Genomic DNA, 20391 nt, shown 5'->3' on the forward strand with positions numbered 1-20391 from the left:
CACCGAACCAGGTCACGTGGGGGCAGATCCTCGACGCCGACGAGTCGGTGATCGTGAACCTCGGCGTCACCCCGGGAGGGTTCCTCGGTGATGAGGAGATCCGGCAGGACATGGCGGGTCTGCTGCTGTACACGCTGTGGGAGGAGATCCAGCACACGTGCGCGGGCTGGTGGGACCAGCAGCGGGCCGTGTGGGTGTTCGCCGACGAGGTGAAGCATCTCGCGGCGAACAACGCCGACGTGATCAAGGCGATGCGTCAGGACGGCCGGTCGTTTGGTGTGCGTCTCGTGCTCGCCACGCAGGAGCCGAACACGCTGCAGCCGGACGTGCTCAAGACGTTCATCGGGTTCGGGATGATGTTCTACTTCGCGCAGGACGAACCGTCCACGCTCGCGCAGATCGTCGGCGATCTGATCGCCGGCGGTGGCGAGTGGGAGGCGCAGGATGTGGCGAACCTCGCGAACTTCCAGACGATCGCGCGTGTGCGTGCCGGGTCGGGGCGTCTCGAGCCGTGCATCGTGACGACGTTGAACTTCCGTGCGATCCGTGACGGGCAGCTGTCTGCATGAGTCGTCATCTCAACCAGCTCGCCTCGAACATCGCCGCGTCACCGTACCGGTCGGCGCGGCGTCTCGACCCGTACTGGGATGGCGTGTGGGCGCCGGGCGCGAACGGGCATTGGCTGACCGCGTCGCGCATGAAGCGGTGGGACGATGCCCGCCTGATTCAGGCGCGACGACTGTCGCGGAACCTCACCGTCGGCGTCGATACGGCGGCGGGTCGGATCCGGCAGATGTGGGAACCGAAACTGTCGCTTCTCGCGTCTCTGTTCGCGTGGAAGACCGCCACTGTGGAGCAGGTCGCGGCACTGACTGGGATCGGCGACATCGGTGTGATGCGGTCGCGTCCCGTCGGCGACCTGTTCGCCCTCGAGATCGCTGACGTCGGCGACCTGGTGCTGCAGTACCGGCAGGGAGCGTACTCGTCGCGTGCACGCATGGTGCGGCCGGCGCTCGGGAGCGCCTTCGACCGTCTCTTCGCGCCCGAGCTCACCTACCCGGAGCTCGTGTCGATCACCGGCGGGATGCCGTGGTCGGCCTCGGGCAGGTACGAACGACACAACGTGCTCACGGTGGAGCTGATGCTGCGCGCGGCAGAGTTCCTTCCCGGTGTCGCCACGATCCTCGGGGAACCGTTCTCGACGGTCACCGATCTCCTCCACGGCGGCACCGACCAGGCGGGGTCGTCGCGTGCCGGCGACGCCGTACTGGTGCGTGAGGACGGGCTGCGGATCGTGTTCGAAACGGCGGCGACGGTGAACGCCAGGTCGGCCGGGTTGAAGGCGAGACGGTGGGCGGAGGATCTCGCCGCGCGCCCGTTCGACGACAACGGCGTCGTGGTGGTGTTCCTCGCCGTCGACCGGCACGACCCGTTCGACATGGCCGTGGATCGATCGAACACACGCCAGATGGCGAAGTTCGTCCGGCAGGCCGTCGACCAGTTCCCGGGGCGTGGCGCGAACCGCACCGCGGACAGGATGTTCGTCGCGTCGTGGCAGGACTGGTTCCCCGGCCCGCACCAGGCAGGTGACGGGTTCGATCTTCTGCTCGCCGACGCGGCCGTCGGAGGAGACAGCTGGGAGTCGCGCGCGCTCCTCGATCCGGCGTCCGTCCCGGCACCGGCACGCATGTCGGCACCGTTGGATGTCGTCGCCGCGGCGTCCGGGCTCCGGTCGGTGCCGCACCAACTGCGGCGTTCGACACACGAGCGCCCTCAGTTCGACTCGCTGACCCTCGCGCGCACCGGCTGGGAGTCACTGCCACCGCACCGTGCCGGCGACAAGTGGCGCGACCGTCCACAGCGCGCCGACCCGTTCGCACCGTCCGGTGCGAGGTCCGTCGCGGTCCTCCCCGACCGGTATACGTTCTGACCCGCGCATGGGTGGGCGCATGGACACCATCACATGCGAAGGAGGGCAGACAGATGGCACATGTCAACGCGGACTGGGTACTGTAGGACCCGGATCTTGACGGCACGCGAACACTGACCTGCTACGGCTGCGGACGGGTGCTCATCGACACCGTCCCGCCTGGTACGACCGAGGCCGGCTTCGATCGTGCCCTGGCCGCACATCTCGGCGGTACGCATCACACGCCGCAGGAGATCACCGACGAAGCGGTGAAGATCGTCGGACCGCTGCATCATCGGATCGCCGAGCTCGAAGCGCAGGTCGCCGCGATGGCAGCCGTGCACGCCGAGTACTTCGACCTGCAGCAGCACCCGTTCGACTCGACACCGGAGCCGGAAGACATCTGGCGGTTCGACCTCGATTTCCGCAAAGCGCGCGGCATCAACGTGCCCGCCGTACGCCCCATCAGGCGCACCCCGGCGACGTGGGCGAACGTCAGCTGACCAGGCGCCGCCACACCCGCGCATGAACGGGTCATGAGCAACGTCACCCACATGATCGGAACCCGCTGCCCAGTCGGCCCGGGAGGGCGCGACTGCGCCTGCTGCGGCGAAGCGCCCGGCAAGCATCGCACCGTGCAGCGTCGCACCGCGAAGCGCCGCGAACGGCAGAGCTGGAAGCGCGGCGTCCACGACGGGCGCGACGCCTAAACACGCGGCTCCCACGTCGCGGCCGTGCCGCGGGAGTGTCGGTGCGGGTCGCTACGGTAATCGTGTGGCCCGCTCATCTTGGAACGACATCCGCGCACGCGCCGGGAAGTTCGCCGCCGACTGGGAAGGCGAGACGTACGAGAAGGGCGAGGCGCAGACGTTCTGGACGGAGTTCCTCGCCCTGTTCGACATCGACCGGCGCCGGGCGGGCGGCTACTTCGAGCATGCGGTGAAGCTCGCCGGCGGCAAGCAGGGGTTCGTCGACATGTTCTTGCCAGGGAAGCTCCTCGCCGAGCAGAAGAGCGGCGGGCGCGACCTGCAGAAGGCCCAGTCGCAGGCACTGAGCTATCTCGATGGGATCCCGGACGTGGATCTTCCGCAGGCGATCGTGTCGTGCGACTTCCAGACGTTCCAGGTGATGACCCTCGAGACGCGCGAGGTCGAGACGTTCGCGCTCGCGGATCTTCCCGATCATGTGCGCCTGTTCGGGTTCCTGGTCGACCAGACGAGCAGTCGGTACGTGGAGCAGGCGCCGGTGAGCCGCGACGCTGCCGAACGGATGGCGAAGCTACATCAGGCGCTCTACGACTCGGGCTACGTCGGTCACCGTCTCGAGCTGCTGCTGGTGCGGTTGGTGTTCTGCCACTTCGCGGATGACGCGTACATCTTCGAGCGGGGCAGCTTCGAGAAGTACCTGCAGAATCGCACCCACCAGGACGGTTCCGATGTGGGGCCGCGGCTGGCGAAGCTGTTCGAGGTGCTGAACACGCCACCCGAGGAGCGTTCTCGCACGCTGGATGAGGAACTCGCGGCGTTCCCGTACATCAACGGCGGGTTGTTCGAGGAGTACCAGCCGATGCCCGACTTCGATCGGGACATGCGGTTCCAGCTGCTTTTGACGTGCCGTCCGGACTGGTCGAAGGTGTCGCCGGCGATCTTCGGATCCATGTTCCAGGGCGTGATGGATGAGGACGCGCGGCATGATGTCGGCGCGCACTACACCAGCGAGGAGAACATCCTCCGCGTCATTCGACCCCTGTTCCTCGATGGCCTGTATCGGGAGTTCGAGCAGATCAAACGCGACCCTCGAGAGGGGAACCGCAGGTCACGTCTGACGGCCTTCCATGACAAGCTCGCGAGCCTCGGCTTCGCCGACTTCGCCGCGGGCGCGGGCAACTTCCTCATCATCGCGTACCGCGAGTTGAGGCGTCTTGAGCACCGTGTTCTCGCGGAACTGCAGGGGTCTCGCGTGACGCTCACCGACGTCGGCGATCTCCTCAAAGTGCGGGTGGAACAGTTCTCCGGCGTCGAACTGCTCGAGTTCCCAGCGCTAATCGCGCAGACCGCGCTGTGGCTCACCGACCATCAGATGAACCTCGAAGCCTCACAGCGGTTCGGCATGCACTATTCGCGCATCCCCCTCACAGACGGGGCGAACATCGTCCACGCGAACGCGCTCGACATCGACTGGGAGACGGTGCGTCCCGCTGCGGAGACGAACTACGTGCTCGGCAACCCGCCATTCCTCGGGTCGCGGACGATGGACAAGGAGCAGAAGGCTGAGGTGCGGAAAGTCGCGAAGGGCCTTCCACAGGCGGGCTTCCTCGACTTCGTCGTGCCCTGGTATCTCCTCGCCGACAAGTACACGGAGAAGAATCCCGACATCGAGGTCGCGCTCGTATCAACGAACTCGATCAGTCAGGGCGAGCAGCCCGGCATCTTCTGGCCGCGGCTTCTCGGCAACGGGCAGCACATCAACTTCGCCCACCGCACCTTCGTGTGGACCAACGACGCCAAGGGCGTCGCGAGCGTGCACTGCGTCATCGTCGGCTTCTCCCGGAAGCGCCGGAAGGTGAAGGAGCTGTACAGCTACACGGACGGGCGCGGCGAACCGATCCTCGAGCTCGTGCCGTCGATCAGCCCTTATCTCGTCGCCGGTGACGAGTATGTCGTCGGGAACCGGCAGGAGCAGATCAGCGGCGCCCCGAAGATGGCGTTCGGAAACATGGCTGCCGACGGCGGCAACCTCCTCCTCACCCGCGCCGAGCGGGACGAACTGATCGCCGCGGAACCGGCCGCGGCGGACTGGATCCTGCCGTGCGTCGGATCGAAGGAGTTCATCAACGGCCTCGAGCGGTACGCGCTCTGGCTGGACGGTGTCACTCCTGGGCAGTTGCGGGCGATGCCACTGGTGCGTGCGCGGGTCGCGGCGAACCGAGAGCTGCGCGCGAAGTCGTCGCGGCCGAAGCTCGCGGACATCCCTCACCTGTTCGCGCAGATCACGCAGCGTCCCGAGAATCCGTTCCTTGTCGTCCCACGCACGTCATCCGAGCGGCGCGAGTACGTGCCGATGGGGTTCTACGAAGGTGGCGTGGTCGCGACCGATGGCGTGCAGACTATCGCAAATGCGACCCGCGACCTGTTCGCGGTGCTGACGAGCCGGATGCATATGGACTGGCTGCGCACCGTCGGCGGGAGGCTCAAGAGCGATGTTCGCTATTCGAAGGATGTCGTCTACAACAACTTCGTCTTCCCCACCGTCACCGACGCCCAGCGCGAACGTCTCGTCGAGCTCGGCCAGGCCGTCCTCGATGCGCGCGCCGAATCCCCAGACGACACCCTCGCGGACCTTTACGACCCGGACGTGATGCCCGCCACCCTGCGGCGCGCCCACCGGAACATCGACGAGTACGTCGACAGCCTCTACCGGCCCGAGGGATTCACCAGCGCGTCCGAACGCGTCGCGCATCTCCTGCACCTGCACAAGCAGATCAGCGCCTCCCCTTCCCCGTAGCGCGCCTTCCGTCGGCCGGGTTGCCGTAGAGCAGGTGGGTGTAGCGGCATCCATCTGGGAGGGCAACGATCATGGCCGAGGGCAAGAAGCCGTCGCGTAAGGAACGGCGGCAGCAGGAGGTCGACGACATCGTCGGGTTCCTCGGGTCGGGGCGGGGCATGTGGTTCCTGGCCTGCCTGGGCGTGCTGGGTGTGATCGCTGCCGTGTCGTACGCGCTGAGTGCGTTCGGACTGTGACTGGTTCGGGGACGGTTCCGGGTGTCGTCTATGGGCGCGCCGGGGGGTCGCTTGCGGGTGCCGGGTGGGCGCAGAAGGATGCGGCTCGCATCGGGGCGTCGGGGGAGCGTCTGACCGCGGAGGTTCTCGATCCGCTCGCGAAGCGTCCGGGCGGGGTGACGGTGCTGCATGATCTTGACATCCCGATCCCGGGGTTCAAGGCGAACATCGACCATGTCGTGGTCGCCGGTTCCACGGTGACGATCATCGATTCGAAGGTGTGGCGTCCTGGCGTCTATCGGACGCGGGACGGGGTCACCAAGCGCGGGTTCCGGGTGGCGGAGTTCGCCGACAAGAAGACGCTGCAGGCCGCATGTGACGGGTTTCGCCGGCATCTGGTCCGACACGAGCTCGCGGACGTCACGGTGCGGGCCGTGCTCGTGGCGTGGTCGACGCACCCGGTGTGGCCGGTGCTGTTCGCCGGGTATGAGCCGGCCGGTGCGGTCGCTGCGGCCGGGTGGCGGTTCCGTCTGTCGCCTGCCCGGTGGGTGGGGTCGGGGACGGCTGATTCACGGATCGTGACGGCGCTGTTGCCGTTGGTGCGGAAGTAGGGAGCAAGGGAGCGCATGATGGCGACGACGAGGAAGCCTCAGAAGCCACCCCGCCCGAATCTCGCCCCGCTCGGGGTGGGGATCGCGGTCGTGTTCACTGTCGCGGCGCTGTTCGTCCGGCTACCGGGGTTCGTGGTGCTGTGGCTCGGGATGTGGGTGGCGGCGCTGCTCGCGGCCGGGCCGGCGTTCCTGACCGGGAAAAAGGACGCGGCGGGGAATCCGACGCCGGGGTCGGAGAAGGAGCAGCGGCAGGTCGACCGGTTCGCGATGTGGCGGTCCCTCCGGTGGAGGATGCTCGTCCCCAACGGCGAGTGGCTACTGAATGACCGGGACACGCTCTCGAGCGATGCGAACAACCCTCAGGCGCCGTTCTGGAAGCGGATCCTGCTGTTCGCCGGATGGGTGCTGGTGCCGCAGCAGTTCGGGACGATCGCGGCGGTGTGCGTCGCGGTGGTCGCGTTCACGTTCCCTACCGACCGGCTCGATCTGATGGGCGTCTGGCCCGGGTCGACGGTGCTCCTCGCCGTGCTCGATGCGGTCGCCGTGTATGTCGTGGCGCGGCAGCTCGAGGCGGCGCTGCGGCGCACCGCGGCACCGTCGGATCCGAAGCCGCCAGTGACGGTTACCGAGGCGCGTCGTGTCGACCGGTGGTGGCTCGGTGCGGCTGTCGCGGCCGGCGCCGGGATCGCCACCGGGTTCGCCGTGTTCGTCGTGCTGGATCTGCTCGGATGGGCGTGGCTGTTCTGGCCCGCCGTCCTCACGTACGTGTTCGCTGGCGCCACAGTTGCCGCGGTCGTGCTGCGGAAGATGTGGGCGGGGCGAATCCTCGAGGACTGGGCGAACACCGTCGAAGCGCGCGCCGGGTGGGATGAGCGCTGGACGCAGCTGCGCCGCGACCCGGCCCCGCACCTGCTGTCGCACACGCGCGTCGGCGACGGCGCGCATCCGATCGTCATCGACCGGTTCGAGGCTCGCGCCCCATTCGATGCCGGGCAGGCAGTGAAGGATCACCCGAAGATCGCCCCCACTGTCGGTGCGGGCGTGCGCGTGTCGATCCTGTTCGAGGAGAACATCGACAGTTCCGGTCAGGTCGTGACCGGCACGAAGCACCCGTTGCGGTTCAGCGTCGTCGCGTGGCCGGTGGACTTCCATGTCGACATCACCAGCCCCGACGTGGATCCCGACCTGTTGTCGCTGGCGTGGCGGTGCGCGATCGCCGACGGCGTGCAGGACGTCGGCGGTGTGCAGCCGATGCTGCTCGACGTGCAGCCCCTGCATGACCCGGACGCGTCGACGACGGAGGACGGTGAGCCGGCGACGGCCGCGTGGGGGTTCCAGTACAACCCTGCCGAGGCGATGACGTTCCCGATGCTCACCGCACACGTCGAAGAACGTCTCGGTATCGACATGATCCCCACCGAGACGGCGCTCGTGTACGGCGGGGCGCTCGACAGCGACGGCATCCGCACCGTGTGGGCCGATCCGGACACCCCGGAGGAGCTGCGCCGTCAGCGCGTGGAGGCCCGGTGGGGTCAGCGGTGGACGGACGTGCTCAAGCAGGGCGAGCAGGCGCCGTTCATCGAGCATGTCGCCTACGAGACCGGGACGCTCCCGTCCGGCGACACGATCGAGTCTCAGCCGTTCCTCCTCCCCGAGGGTCAGGAGCCGGTGAAGTACCTGTCTGCGTCGAAGCGGGACGCGCTCACGTCGACGCTGCAGAACCCGGGCTGGGTGTCGGTCGCGTCGTGGCAGCACTGGATGGAGGGAGGCCGTTCCGGTGAACGCCACCAGGGTGCGATCGTGGTCCGCTGGTCCCCTGCCCCGTTGCCGAAGAATCCGGCACGGATCGTTCCGGCGCGTGTCGGCGCCGACATGGAGGCGGTCCGGTGGGTGGTCGAAGCGGCCATCAATGACGGCTTCGATGCCGCCAAGCTTGCTCGTCCCGAGGTGATCGCCGCGAAGGCGCTGACCACGCCCCGGTCGGAGGAGCACATCTGGGATGTCACCCTTCGCCTGTATGGCGGGGTCACGCTCGCCGACGTGAAGCGCGTCGCGGAGAAGATCCGTCAGGGCATGGGGTCGTGCGCCTGGCTGCGGGTCACCGGCCATGAAGAGGGCTGCCGTGTCGTGGCCGGCGCGAACCCCCTCATCGGGGACGTCACGTTCACGCGGCCTGCCGCGCAGCAGGACTGTGTCCGGTTGAACTGGGAGCAGGCGTTCACGGACACGCAGGTGGTGTCGTATTCGACCGGGCAGACGCCCGAGCTCGTGCAGGTGAGCCCGATGCCGAAGAACGAGAAGGTGCTCGAGCACATCTTCCGCATCCCGGAGGGGTCGGGCCTGTCGATGGGGTCGATCACGGGCGCCCGGAAGAAGCTGCTTCCAGCGACGGGGAACATGTGGATGTCGGTGTCGGCTGGTGAGGAAGCCAACCTGGTGCGCGTGCTGACCTGCACGGAGTATCCGTTGCCGTTCCCGGCGCCTGTCGACTGGGATGAGGTGTACGAGTCGACGGCGATCCCGTTCGCGTCGGCGACGACCGGCGAGCCGATCATCTACGACTGGCGGGAGGATCCGCACCTGCTCGTGCTCGGCGGGACCGGGTCGGGTAAGAGTGCCGGATCGATGAACCTCATCAACGGGGCGATCATCCGCGGCTGTGACGTGTATCTCGCCGACCCAGAGAAGTTCGGCGCCGACTTCCGGTACGCCTCCCCGTGGCTCAAGGGGATGGCGCTGACCGTGTTCGAGGCATCCGCGATGATGGAGCACGTCTACGCGGAGGTGAAGCGCCGCAAGAAGCTCAACGGCGACCACGGCGTCACGTCGTACACGAACCTCCCCGAGGACATCCGGCCGCGGCACATCGTCGTGTTCATCGACGAGTTCACGTCCCTCATGGCGGTATCGAAGCTCGCGAAGCTCCCACAGAACGCGTCCCCGGATGCGCAGGCGAAGCATGCCGAGGCGGAAAGGGAGAACGAGGCCCGCCGTAGCATCGGCTACCTGTCGGCACGCATCGTCCGTGAGGCGCGTTCTGCCGGTGTGACGCTGATCCTCGCCGGTCAGGAGCTCAAGAGCGACACCCTCGATGCGATCCCGAACGGCAAGAGCCTCAAGGGGAACATGTCGCGCCTGGTGCTCGGAAAGATGGACCAGTGGTCGCTCGCGTCCGCCCTCAAGGCGCCGAACGATCTGCCGGATCTGGGCGAGACGATCCCGAAGGGTCGTGGCCTGTTCGAGTCCACATCGGACTCCACCGCGCAGGCCATCCAGATGTGGTTCGACGCCCCCGATCACGCCGCGTCGTCGATCGAGCACATCGAGCAGGTGCGCGACCGGCTTCCCGAGTCGGAGCGGATCGACTTCGCGGAGATGGCGGCAGAGACCACTGACGACGGCACGCCGATCCACGGGCGTCTGATTGATGAGGAAGACGACTGGGAGATCGAAGAGCCCGTCCCGCTCGAGCCCAGCGAGGACGACGAAGTGCTGCCGTCCCTGTCGCTAGATCTGTCGGAGCTGCCGGATGAACCGGCCGAGGACGACGAAGTGCTGCCGCCGTTGTCGCTGGATCTGTCCGCGTTCGGCGAGTCGGGCGCCAGCGACATCGACGTCGATGAGGAAGACGACGATGAGGAGCCGTTCGATACCGGCGAGATCGCCGTCCCCGTCCGTGAGGACGACGCTGCAGGACAGTACCCGTGGCCCGACGGCGCGGACCCTGTCGAGAACGGCGAGGACGCGCCGCGCGTCCCGCTGAGTGCCGAGCGCATCCCCGACACGGACCCGACGACGCACCGCCCGTTCGGCTTCGACGACACCGATGAGCCCGAAGAGGACATCTCGGCGGGCGAGACGGACACGGCGCGCCCCGAGGAGGACACGACGCCCGGGCCGGTGGTGTTCACCGCGAACGGCATCGACATCCCCGACGCGGTCCCGGTCACGCCGATCGTCGAGACGCCCGAGGTGGTGACGAAGATCGTCGCCGTCGACCGGATCCTCACCTGGCTGCGGGCGCACCCGCACGTCACCGACGCGATCTGGGTCACCGGTGCGGCACGTACACACGGACGGAAGGCGACAGACGCCGCCGCCGATCTCGGTGTGACGATGCGCGTCTACCTGCCCGACGCGTACCGCGCCGAACTCGCCTCACCGCAGGCGACGCCCGAACCCGCCACGGAGAACGTGCCGGTTCCGCACGCGACCTCGGAGCCTCCCGCAAACCTGGGGATGTTCCCGACAGGCGACCCGACGGCGACAGCCCCGGCACTGTTCGCCGACGAGACGACGCACCGGGACGGCCCGAACGTGTTCTGACCGCGCATGAGGGATCCGAAACCGCGTCAGGACTACAGGAAGGACACCCGCTCATGATGGGTGCATCTCACGCGATCAGCGGCGCCGCCGTGTGGGTCGCGATCACCACTCCCGCTGCGGGCTTCGGCATCTTGTCGGTCGACCCGATCGAACGCATCGCCGGAGCGATCGTGTGCGCTGGAGCCGCTCTGTTGCCGGACGCCGACCATCCGAACGCGACCATCGCCTACTCGGTTCCCGGCGGCTCCTTGGTGACCGGAGCGATTGGGAAGGCCACCGGCGGGCATCGGAAGGGCATGCACTCGCTGCTCGCCGTCGTCGGGGTCCTGGCCGCGGCGATCGCGCTCTCGCACGTGACGTTCACCCCCGACGGGTGGGACACCGCCATTCAGGTCGGGGCGGGCATCATGGCCGCGGCGTGCATCGCGTTCGCGGTGAAGGTGCTGCACCTGGCCCGTTCGTGGCTGGTGGCGTGGCTGACGGGGATCGTCGCGGCCGGGATCACGTCGTGGTTCTTCCCGTCGCACACATGGTGGCTGCCGGTCTGTCTCACGGTCGGCTACTTCGTGCATCTGCTCGGCGACTTCCTCACCGTCGGTGGTGTGCCGTGGCTGTGGCCGATCATGCCGAAGCCGTCGAAGACCGTCCGTGAGCATCCGATTTGGAAGCAGTTGTGGCGCCCGTTCGGCGGGTTCGCTCTCCCCCTCGTGGGCAAGACCGGATCGTGGCGCGAGCAGCTCCTCACCGTCGCGATGACGGTCTACGCCGGCTGGGGCGCGACAGTCGGATTCTTCGCCCTCTGACCGGCATCGACGCCCGCTGACCACTGGACCCGACACGGGACCGTACCGGGATCGGTGGGTGGGTACGCATGATGCCCCCAACGCTGCATATCGCGGCGATGTCGACCGAAGGAACCGCAGTGGACTACGAACCCGAGGCACTGTTCTCGATCTCCGAGCCTGAGCAGCAGATGCTCGAGACCGTCAATACGACTCTGCAGAAGCCGCAGGTCGATGAGATGGAGATGCTGTTCACGTCCCCCATGTGGGCGCGGTTCTCCTTCCCGCACCGGGATCAGGGCCTTGCCCGCGAATGGCAAGTCCGCAATGGCGATCAGGTGTTGCAGCTCTCGGTCCGGTCGACGCCCAACCGTGACGGCTCATCGACACCGAATCGCATCCCCTACGGGATCATCCCCCGCTCTCTCATGGCGTATCTGGTGACGACCTATCTGCACACCGGCGAGCCGATCATCGACCTCGGCACGTCACGGAACCAGTTCTTCAAGCTGCTCGGGATGCACAACAGCGCCGCACAGATGAAGCGCGCGATCCGTCAGATCGATTACGTCGCGGCGTGCAACATCAGCGTGTTCCGGTTCGCGTCGACAGATGACATCGAAGGCACGGAGATGACCAACGCGAACGTCGCGAAGAAGGTCATCTGGGCAGAGCGCACAGCGGGCGGCAAGCAGACGGACTGGGCGACGCGGATCGTTCTCGATCCGACATTCGTGGAAGAGATCGCCAAGGAGCCGATGCCGTTGTCTGCCGCGGATCTTCGCCAGCTCGGGTCTTCGACGATCGCGTTCGACATCTACGTGTGGCTCACCTACCGGCTGTGGCAGATCAAGGGCCCAACCCGAGTCACCTGGCAGCAGCTGCACGCGCAGTTCGGCTCCGGGTATGCACGCCTGCGGGACTTCCGGGGGAAGTTCCTCGAAGCACTCGGGCACGTCAAGACGGTCTATACCGATGCGAACGTGTCAGTGCCCGATGGGAAGGACTACATCGTCCTCCACCCGTCCCGCCCGCGGATCGCACCGCTGTCGAAGAAGGGCGCCCTCGAGCTGCGCTGACCGAGTGAAGGATGTGAGGGGCGACAGGTGCTTGCCTGTCGCCCCTCAGCTGTGTACTGAGGAGCACATGCCGTTCCGCGACAGGATCGCGCCCGATGCCCGGCGCGGTCATCGGGCGGCGGTCGATCAGCACTGGCGAGTGTCATCGAAGCGCCGGCGGCGGAGGGGGCGCGACCAAAATCCACACCCCCTGAGCGCGACCAAAATCCACACCCCGCGACCGGAATCCATAGCAGCGGCGAGAGGCTGTGGATAACCCTCGATTCGCGAACTTTCGGTGTGGACTTTGGTCGCGCCCCCTGTGGAGTTTGGTCGCGCCTAGTGTGGACTTTGGTCGCGCCCTCTCCACTTTTTCCCCTGGTCGCTGGTTATTTCTAGAGGGCCCCAAGTAGTTCTCTCAAGTAGCTCTCTCAATCCAGTGGTTACGTACCAGCGGTAGGTCACCAGCGCGCACGCGCGCGAGAGCTGAGCTCGAATCGGCAGCTTCCTGCCTGGCCTGTCTCGCATCGTGGCTGCCGCGCACCGCTTCGCGGTGCTTGCCATCAGATGGTGTGGTCCAGTTGGCAGCTGGGTCACCGTGCCACTACCGCACCGCTCTAGCCTCTGGTCTCGATGCAGTCACGACGGTGGTCGCTCTGGGAAGCATTCTCGGAACGGGTGCTTCGTCGTCTCGGTTTCCGGGGTGCTCCTTCCGCAGCTGGCCTCAGGAAGCGCCTCGCGGGGGCCATGGAGCGGTTCTGGGCCTTCATTGGCCCCGTCCTGCCCTCAGTGGCTTCTATCGCGCCTGTGGGCCGCACAGCGGCTTTGGTGTGACACATGAAGGTGCCCCGCCGGCTTACGAGTCGAACGGAGGAAGTCCTCGTGAACCGGCGGGGCACCTGGCCTGAGCAGGACGGGTCAGCCCTGCCAGGGGGCTCGCTGACCGCCGTTGCCCGCCTGCGGCCGGCCCGGAGCGCCGTAGCCACCCTGCGGGGGCTGGCCCTGCTGGTACTGGGGAGCACCACCCGCCTGCGGCGGCTGCTCCTGCACGTACTGTCCCTGCGGGGGCTGGGCGGCGCCCGCCCGCTGGGGGTTGCGGCGGGCGAGCTTGTCGAGCTTCGCCGCGATCTTCTGGTCGAAGTCGCCGAGAGCCGACCAGTTCACCATCTGAGCACCCTGGGCGAGCTTCGCCTCGAGCGTCTCGTTCGTGTCGTCGCCGGTGACGTGCAGAGCAGCGAACTCCGGGTGCGGACCGTATGAGATCGCCGACCGGAGCATCGACGCCTTCGTGCCCTTGGCGGTCTTCTCGTTCATGCGGGTCACCAGCACCTGGTGACCGAGCATCCGCACGTACTCGTTGGCCTGCGCGAGCACGCGGCGACGGTTCCGGCCGCGCGCCATGCCGAGCTTGACCAGTTCGAACTTCCCGTCGGGGTTCGAGCTGTTCGGCGCCGACCGGAGAGCGAGCACGGGACGCTGGGACGTGGTCTCCATGTCGACGTAGAGGATCGTCGCCGTGAACGGCTTGTTGACGTCGGTGACGGTTTCGCCCCAGTAGTGCTCGATCTCGTCGATCGTGCGCATTGCCGCCGAGCCGGGCATCATCGCGTCCGCGATCCGCTCGATCTGCGAGGCGACCTCGGTGTCGGTTGCGCCCTGACCGGCCGCGTTGAACGCGGCGAGGATGATCTGCTGGCGCGTGTCGGGCGTGAAGGTGATGTTGTCCATGAGATGGGTTCCTTCCGGGATGTCAGGCCGACGCGAGGGCCTGGTAAGCGGTGGAGTGGCGTACATCGTCCTGACGGTCGTGCAGGGCGAGAGCGATCTGGGCGGACTTCCACACCACGGTCTTGGCCTGCTGGATCCAGGCTTCCACCTCGGCGAGAGACTTGCCGAGAGGGAACGGGTGCGATTCGAGGACGTCGAAGAGGAGCCCGCGAAGGCGCGGGTTGAGTCCGTGCTGCAGTCGCGTGGTGTTCGTGAACTGGAACTGCACGTCGGCGATGATCATCGCGAACGTCTCCGCGAGGGCGGCGACCGTCTGCGGTGACGGTTCGACGCCGGTGGCGTTCAGGTGTCGGAACGCCATGCCCGTGAATGAGAACGACGCCTGCACACCGTAGGAGGCCAGGTTGCGCTCCTGCGGGGCACCGGGATGGGTCGGTTCGACGTACTCGAGGTACGGGGCGGCGTCCGGTACGGGGCGCCGCATCGGGGTGACGTTGGGGGTCGGCATCGACATGATCTCTCCGTTCTTCTCCCCCGCCTCTGCGGGGGCTGCTTCCTCTATGCGCGGGTCCGTTGACGTGTCCTGCGCGGCTGCTTCGGGATCCTCATGCGCGGGCGCCGGCAGGCCCCGTGGGGCGGACTCGAGGCGACGGATCCCGAGCTCTTCTGCCGTCCACAGCGTCTGCACGTTCTTCTCGGCCTTCTTGCCGTAGATGACAGCGGACGGGCAGGAGCGGGCGAGCGGGCACCAGCCGCACAGCACTGACGGGTTCGTCGGGAAGCGGGCTTTGTCGACGTACGCGTGCATGTCGTCCCACGCCGTCGACAGGAACTCGATCGATTCGGCGGTCTCGTCCTCTCCGAGGGGCACGGTCCGGTACGAGCCGCCCGTGTCGGCGTTGGTGGCCTTCCCGACCAGTGCGGGGAAGATGAGTCTCATCTCGGAGACCTTCTCGCCGGTGGCCTGTTCGATGGCGTGCGCGTAGATGCGGCCCTGGTCGGCGTACGTGTCGCGGTGATCGTCTCGCGGGTTGAGTTTCTTGTCGGAGGCGACCTTCCAGTCGTCGACGCGGAGGCTCCCGTCGGGGAGGCGGATCATTCGGTCGACGGTGACGGTGATCGGCACGTCGTCCCCGACGGTGGTGAAGAACCTCGTCTCCGTGCCCTCCACCTGCACGTCGCGGGGGTCCTCGAGGCTGAACACGCCGAGCAGCGATGCGTAGACCGTCTCGATCCACCGCGTCTTGTCGCGGGCGGCGCGGGCGGTGGTGTCGTAGTCGGGGTCGTCTGCGAGCTCGTCGCGGTAGAGCCCTTCACGGTCGATGCGGCGGGTGATCTTCTCGGGCGCCCACACGTGGTCGGCGCGCTGCTCGACCTGTCCGCGCAGGGCGCGCTCGGTGCGGCTGGCGGCGGGCAGCTGGTAGAACGCGTCGAGCACTTCGTGCGCTTCGATGCCGATCTCTCGCTCCCCGAACGGGTCCGCCTGTGTCGGCAGGAGCGACCTGACGAAGGAGGCAGGGCACTGTTCGAGTGTCGTGGCGACGCTGATGGACATGCGCTTGCGTCGCAGCTTCTCGGCGGCGCTCCGGTCGGTGAGGACGAGGGCGCCGTCAGGCGTCCACGCTGCGTCCGGCAGCAGGGGCGTGGTCGTCATAGGGGGTTCCTCCATCGCGTGGGCGTCGCTGTCCCCCACCCCATGCGCGGGGCGTTCAACAGCCCGGGCGGAGGGCTTGCCGTAGAGCAGGGGGCATGAGCGATTCCATGACGATGACCGCCCCCACCGACCAGACCGTCGACCCCACTGCCGCCGAGACGCGTCAGGACGATGCGCCGGCCAGGAACGGTGCCCGCAAGAAGCGTTCCGCGACCGGCGCGAAGTCGGGCCGCGGCCGGAAGGGCCTCACGCCGGCGGACGTGCGGGCGGTGCTGCGCAAGCATCAGGACCTCACCGAGGCCACCGACGAGCAGCGGACGATGCTCGCCGCCGCGCTCGGGAAGCCGGGCGCCGACGTCGACCAGCTGACCGAGATCATCCTCACCAGCGCTCGCGTCGACATGGGCGCGATCAGCGACCTCACCGAGATCGGCGAGCGGGAGGGCGCCGTCAAGCGTGCGATCGCCGCGATGCAGCTCACCGCGGACCGTGCCCGCGCGAAGGCGGTGTGGCACTTGCTGGTGACCCTCGACGTCGTCACCGGCAACGCCCCCGGGAATGACGGCGACCTGGCGGAAGGCATCGCGACGGCGATCGACGACATCACCGACGAGCACGCCGCACAGCTCGACGCAGTGCGCTTCCTCGCGTCCCGCTGACCAGCGGTTGCCGTAGAGCAGCACGAGAAGACACTCTGACGCGAAGGGGGAGGCGAGCGTGGCCACCACGAAGACACGATCCGGCGGGACGCGGGCGCGCACCGTCCGCAAGAAGGCAGCGCCCCGGAACCGTTCCGAGGAGATCCACACGCGCGGCAAGTCGGCGTGGGAGACGGCGAACCGGAAGCTGAACCCGAACGCCAGCTACTTCAAGACCCTCCACAAGCGCCAGCGTCTGCTGCGCTGGTACACGTGGGGCACGTTCTGGCTCACACTCCCCCTCGTGATCTTCGCGTCCATCCTGTACATCGCCAGCGAGGCCGAGGATCCGCTGGACCTCGCCGACGCCTCGGTTCCGGCGAACTCATCGGACGGCAAAGAGACGGCGTTCGCGGAGATGACGACGTGGCTGAGCGGCGAATACTCCCCGCTGCCCGGCGCGACGATCGTGTCCTGGGACGGATACACCGTCGAGGAAGCACCCGTCCCTGAGCGCGAGAACGAAGAGAAGCTGCCGTACAGCTTCGAGACGCACAGGTTCACCCTCGCCCAGGGGACGGCCGCATACTCGGCATCGGTGCAGGTGGCGGTATCGGATGTGCTCGGCGCCGTCGCCACGTCGACGCCGTCGTACACGCCGATCGCGCAGACCGTGGATCTTCCTGGCGGAGAGCCCGTGTCATGGTTCGGGTACGAACCCGCCTCGGTTCCCAACGCGGTACAGCCCGCCGTCGAGGACTGGGCAAAGGCGTACACGTCGGGCAGCCCCGACGAACTGCATCGCGCTGTCGGAGACCCCGATGCCGACCACATCTACGTACCACTGGTCGGTGTTGAGGAGGTCGCGGAGGTCACCGTCGTCGACGCGGCCTACATTCCCGACCCGTCGGCCGGAAGCGACGTGGATGTCGCCGAACAGAACCTCGGCATGTTCGCCCGCGTCGAGGTCGTCCTGTGGTGGGAGGGACAGGAACGTCCCGAACGCGAAAGCACGTCATCGCGCCCCGCACCGGTCACGTTCGACGTCTTGATCGAGAACCCCAACACGGCCACGCCTCTCGTGACCGCCTGGGGAGCCCCCGGCAGCGGGCCGTCGCTGGTCGCCTACGAGAACGCCGTCAACGGCGTCTCGGCCGACAGCCTCGAACGCGGCGAGGACTTCGCGACGCCCACCCCGGAAGCGACCCCGGCAACAGACGGATCGACCGACGAGGACGCCACATCCCCCAGCGACGACGGAGAGGACGACTAATGGGCAAGAAGGGCACTCCCGCGCTCGACATCGCCAAGCATCCGCAGTGGGAGACGCACATCCTCGAGACGTACCCCGATGGTCGGATCCGGTGTGTGCCGGATAACTCCGTGTGGCTGGTGCGGGAACTGCCGCAGGCATCCGTTCCCGACGCGGAGTCGGTGCGCGCCGGCGTCGAAGTCGGAGCGTCGCTGGATCGTGCGCAGCGTGAGATCGCAGACCTCACGCAGAATCCCATCCGCAGGGTCGTATCGAAGAACAACTATCGCGAGATCCAGACCCACTGGGTGAACGTGCCACGCAAGTTCACGGCCGATCCGGAGAACCCCATCGCCGACCATCTGAACGCGCAGTTCGGCGAAGTTGAGACGTATATGCGCAAGGCGATCCTCGCGGTGCGACTCATCCCGACGATGGGTGTCGCGAAGGGTGGCGTCCTTGAACGCGTCGGCAACGCAATCGAGTCGTTCATCGAATCGACCCGGGAGAAGAAGGGCGCCCCGATCGAGGACTACGACCGCGACGCCATGCAGGTGTCGATCGCCCTGTCTCGGGCTGGTCTCGAGATCCCCGACCCGGCGACGATGTCGATGGCGGACTCCTGGTTCAACTACGGCAAGGCGGCGTCCGTCCCGACGATTTCGCACGACGACCACATCCACTTCTTCAAGACCCCGCGCGACGCCTACCGCGCTCACGACGTGTCCCCCCGGGACTGCGCACTGTGGCCTGCGGACGTGAGCGAACATGCGATCACGTTCGCCGCCGTGTCGAAGTTCACGATGTCGGATCAGACGGCCGCTTCCCCGCTGGCGAGGTGGGTGCTGGCGTTGACGAACCGTGACGTCGAGGCCCGCTGCATCTCGATTCGTGGACGCCTCGAACCCGGCAAGGTCAGTCGACAGGAGATCAAGGCTCAGCATTCGAAGTACACAGCCGACCTCGAGGAGCTTCGCGCAGCAGGCAAAGTGACGAATGACGAGTTCGATGAACGCCTCGCGCAACTGGCGGCGCTAGAGGATGAGTATGCGTACGATCCGCCGCCGACGCTGATCGAGACCAGCATCATCATCGCGTTCTCCGGCGTGGTGGAGGATATCGAACAGGTGCAGCCTCCCGGTGTGGAACTATCCCCGATGCTGAACAAGCAGAAGGACGCGTTCGCGGAGATGAAGATCGGCTCGCCCGTGCGTGCGAATCCCCACCTACTCGAGCCCACGTCAGCCCTAATCGCGTATTCGGGCATCCCGTCGCTGTCGGAGGGTGGCGACTCGCCTCGCGAAGGCACGCTCGTAGGTTTCAGCGAGATCGACCGGCAGCCGGTGTACATCTCGCCGTCGGCCGCGTTCGAAGGCGACGCAGCGCCGCTGCTGGCCTGTTATGCCGACACCGGCGCCGGCAAGACAGTGCTGCTGCAGTCGATGGCTGTCGGCATCCACAAGCTCGGCGCGCCGCAACTGATCGTGAACCCGAAGCCGGACTCGTCGATGAAAGACACTCTCGTCGCCGCGGGTGCTCATCATATGACGCTCTCCGAACTCGAAGGCACAGGACTGCTCGATCCATTCCGCACCTTCTCGGATCCCACCAAGCGGGCGTCGAACGCGTACGAGATGATCAATGGCACCAATCCATTTGGTGGCGAGCAGGCGTTCAACGAGTACTCGACGGCGATCTACGCGGCCCTCCGTTACGGGGCATTCAACGGCGCAGAGGCTACGGGACAGGCGCTGCAGATGGGGGTGGACGCTCGCAAGCCTGACGGCACGCGGCGATTCGATCTGCCACAGTCCGCCGTCGACAAGATCTTCGAAGCTGCGGAAGCATCCCCCCTGTTCGGCGCATCGTTCGCGTTCGAGCCGGGCCGTGAACGGTTCCGACTCGGTGACGGGACGCTCCTGGTGGAGGTCGGCAAATCATCATTCCGCCGCCCTTCCGAGGACGCGCTCGATGTGCGACTGGACACAAACCTCGAGGTGCGCGCATCCGTGAACCTACTGCGCACGCTCGTGTGGGCCGGTGCGGCTTCGTTGCGTAACCGAGGTGGGGTAATCCACTTCGACGAATCGTGGATGCTCGAGAAGGCTGATGCGACGGTGCTCGAAGAAGTCGGCCGACTCGCACGCTCATGGGCCGTGTCGGTGTGGCTGTATACGCAGAAGGCCACACCTCACGTGCAGATGGGGCTCAAGTCGTACCTGTCGCGGGCTCTCATCGGGCATCTCAAGGATCCGATCGAGGCGCGTGCCGCGCTGGACCTGTTCGGGTTCAAGAACGAGCGCATCGTCGACCGGATCGTCGCCAAGCAGTACACGCACGGTGGGCGCACGCAGAACGATCAGGCACTGCACGCCCAGTTCGAACCGGATCCGGAACGTCCCGGGAAGAAGCGGGTCAAGCGCGGCTCGGTCTTCTACTCGATCGACCTCAAGGGGCGTGCCGTGCCGACCGAGGTGAAGCTCTCCGAGGAGTTCCAGTACCTGTCGTCGTCGACGCCGGAGGTCGTCGCTCAGCGCAAGGCCGAGCAGGAGCGTCTCGCGCAGATGAACGGCGACCTCAGCAGCGACGAGGAGTCGCCGTTGGCGGCGTGAATCTCCCGCCCCGGTCCGGGGTGGGCATGGGCTGGCGGGCGGTGGGCGCTCGCGCAGTCCGATGAAGAAGGGGGCTGGTGTCGGGGACAGGTTGTGGTGGCA

General features: G+C 67.0%; 14 protein-coding genes and 1 pseudogene. 13 read left to right on the top strand and 2 right to left on the bottom strand.

The genetic code is table 11. The features are described from left to right. From Q1J95_RS02565 to Q1J95_RS02610, 10 genes and pseudogenes are all read left to right on the top strand, one after another. A pseudogene (locus Q1J95_RS02565) lies at positions 1-569 on the top strand (hypothetical protein); the annotation flags it as partial. Next, positions 566-1930 (top strand): hypothetical protein, encoded by a 1365-nt coding sequence (locus Q1J95_RS02570; protein ID WP_300265706.1) that lies wholly within the window; start codon positions 566-568, stop codon positions 1928-1930. The pseudogene Q1J95_RS02565 and the gene Q1J95_RS02570, both read left to right, overlap by 4 nt. Before the next feature lie 137 nt (positions 1931-2067). Next, the gene (locus Q1J95_RS02575; protein ID WP_300265707.1) at positions 2068-2412 is read left to right on the top strand and encodes a hypothetical protein; all 345 of its coding nucleotides are present in this window, start codon (positions 2068-2070) and stop codon (positions 2410-2412) included. Positions 2413-2445: 33 nt separating this feature from the next. Further along, on the top strand, positions 2446-2619 hold the full coding sequence (locus Q1J95_RS02580; RefSeq protein ID WP_300265708.1) for a hypothetical protein: 174 nt from the start codon (positions 2446-2448) through the stop codon (positions 2617-2619). A 64-nt stretch (positions 2620-2683) separates the two neighbouring features. Next, positions 2684-5413 (top strand): DNA methyltransferase, encoded by a 2730-nt coding sequence (locus tag Q1J95_RS02585; protein WP_300265709.1) that lies wholly within the window; start codon positions 2684-2686, stop codon positions 5411-5413. 71 nt (positions 5414-5484) lie between these two features. Beyond that, positions 5485-5649: a hypothetical protein gene (locus tag Q1J95_RS02590; RefSeq protein WP_300265710.1), complete on the top strand. Its 165-nt coding sequence runs from the start codon at positions 5485-5487 to the stop codon at positions 5647-5649. Then, positions 5646-6239, top strand: a complete 594-nt coding sequence (locus Q1J95_RS02595) for a nuclease-related domain-containing protein (protein WP_300265711.1) — start codon at positions 5646-5648, stop codon at positions 6237-6239. The genes Q1J95_RS02590 and Q1J95_RS02595 overlap by 4 nt, the downstream gene beginning before the upstream one ends. Positions 6240-6257: 18 nt before the next feature. Further along, positions 6258-10565 carry an FtsK/SpoIIIE domain-containing protein gene (locus tag Q1J95_RS02600; protein WP_300265712.1) on the top strand — a complete coding sequence of 1436 codons (4308 nt, stop codon included), beginning with the start codon at positions 6258-6260 and terminating at the stop codon, positions 10563-10565. A 53-nt stretch (positions 10566-10618) separates the two neighbouring features. Then, the gene (locus Q1J95_RS02605; protein ID WP_300265713.1) at positions 10619-11368 is read left to right on the top strand and encodes a metal-dependent hydrolase; all 750 of its coding nucleotides are present in this window, start codon (positions 10619-10621) and stop codon (positions 11366-11368) included. 68 nt (positions 11369-11436) lie between these two features. Next, the gene (locus tag Q1J95_RS02610) at positions 11437-12426 is read left to right on the top strand and encodes a replication protein RepA (RefSeq protein ID WP_300265714.1); all 990 of its coding nucleotides are present in this window, start codon (positions 11437-11439) and stop codon (positions 12424-12426) included. 897 nt (positions 12427-13323) lie between these two features. On the opposite strand, the gene Q1J95_RS02615 is transcribed toward Q1J95_RS02610, so the two are convergent. Together Q1J95_RS02615 and Q1J95_RS02620 are read right to left on the bottom strand one after the other, a co-directional pair. Then, the gene (locus tag Q1J95_RS02615) at positions 13324-14133 is read right to left on the bottom strand and encodes a hypothetical protein (protein WP_300265715.1); all 810 of its coding nucleotides are present in this window, start codon (positions 14131-14133) and stop codon (positions 13324-13326) included. Between the two features lie 22 nt (positions 14134-14155). Then, positions 14156-15787: a PD-(D/E)XK nuclease family protein gene (locus tag Q1J95_RS02620; protein ID WP_300265716.1), complete on the bottom strand. Its 1632-nt coding sequence runs from the start codon at positions 15785-15787 to the stop codon at positions 14156-14158. Between the two features lie 95 nt (positions 15788-15882). Here Q1J95_RS02620 and Q1J95_RS02625 point away from each other — a divergent pair, with 95 nt between their 5' ends. Genes Q1J95_RS02625 through Q1J95_RS02635 form a run of 3 tightly spaced genes read left to right on the top strand, consistent with a single transcriptional unit; the run spans position 15883 to position 20289 of the window. Beyond that, positions 15883-16446, top strand: a complete 564-nt coding sequence (locus Q1J95_RS02625; protein WP_300265717.1) for a hypothetical protein — start codon at positions 15883-15885, stop codon at positions 16444-16446. A gap of 58 nt (positions 16447-16504) precedes the next feature. Further along, on the top strand, positions 16505-17698 hold the full coding sequence (locus Q1J95_RS02630; RefSeq protein ID WP_300265718.1) for a hypothetical protein: 1194 nt from the start codon (positions 16505-16507) through the stop codon (positions 17696-17698). Then, positions 17698-20289: a hypothetical protein gene (locus Q1J95_RS02635; protein WP_300265719.1), complete on the top strand. Its 2592-nt coding sequence runs from the start codon at positions 17698-17700 to the stop codon at positions 20287-20289. Before Q1J95_RS02630 ends, Q1J95_RS02635 begins: the two co-directional genes overlap by 1 nt. Positions 20290-20391: the final 102 nt, after the last annotated feature.

Origin of the sequence: Microbacterium sp. (assembly GCF_029263575.1) — a bacterium.
In the GTDB taxonomy this organism is placed as follows: Bacteria; Actinomycetota; Actinomycetes; order Actinomycetales; family Microbacteriaceae; genus Microbacterium.

Coding starts and splice junctions, on each gene's coding strand:
- Q1J95_RS02570 (WP_300265706.1), top strand. CDS start 566: ATGAGTCGTCATCTCAACCAGCTCGCCTCGAACATCGCCGCGTCACCG.
- Q1J95_RS02580 (WP_300265708.1), top strand. CDS start 2,446: ATGAGCAACGTCACCCACATGATCGGAACCCGCTGCCCAGTCGGCCCG.
- Q1J95_RS02590 (WP_300265710.1), top strand. CDS start 5,485: ATGGCCGAGGGCAAGAAGCCGTCGCGTAAGGAACGGCGGCAGCAGGAG.
- Q1J95_RS02600 (WP_300265712.1), top strand. CDS start 6,258: ATGGCGACGACGAGGAAGCCTCAGAAGCCACCCCGCCCGAATCTCGCC.
- Q1J95_RS02605 (WP_300265713.1), top strand. CDS start 10,619: ATGATGGGTGCATCTCACGCGATCAGCGGCGCCGCCGTGTGGGTCGCG.
- Q1J95_RS02610 (WP_300265714.1), top strand. CDS start 11,437: ATGATGCCCCCAACGCTGCATATCGCGGCGATGTCGACCGAAGGAACC.
- Q1J95_RS02615 (WP_300265715.1), bottom strand. CDS start 14,133: ATGGACAACATCACCTTCACGCCCGACACGCGCCAGCAGATCATCCTC.
- Q1J95_RS02620 (WP_300265716.1), bottom strand. CDS start 15,787: ATGACGACCACGCCCCTGCTGCCGGACGCAGCGTGGACGCCTGACGGC.
- Q1J95_RS02625 (WP_300265717.1), top strand. CDS start 15,883: ATGAGCGATTCCATGACGATGACCGCCCCCACCGACCAGACCGTCGAC.
- Q1J95_RS02635 (WP_300265719.1), top strand. CDS start 17,698: ATGGGCAAGAAGGGCACTCCCGCGCTCGACATCGCCAAGCATCCGCAG.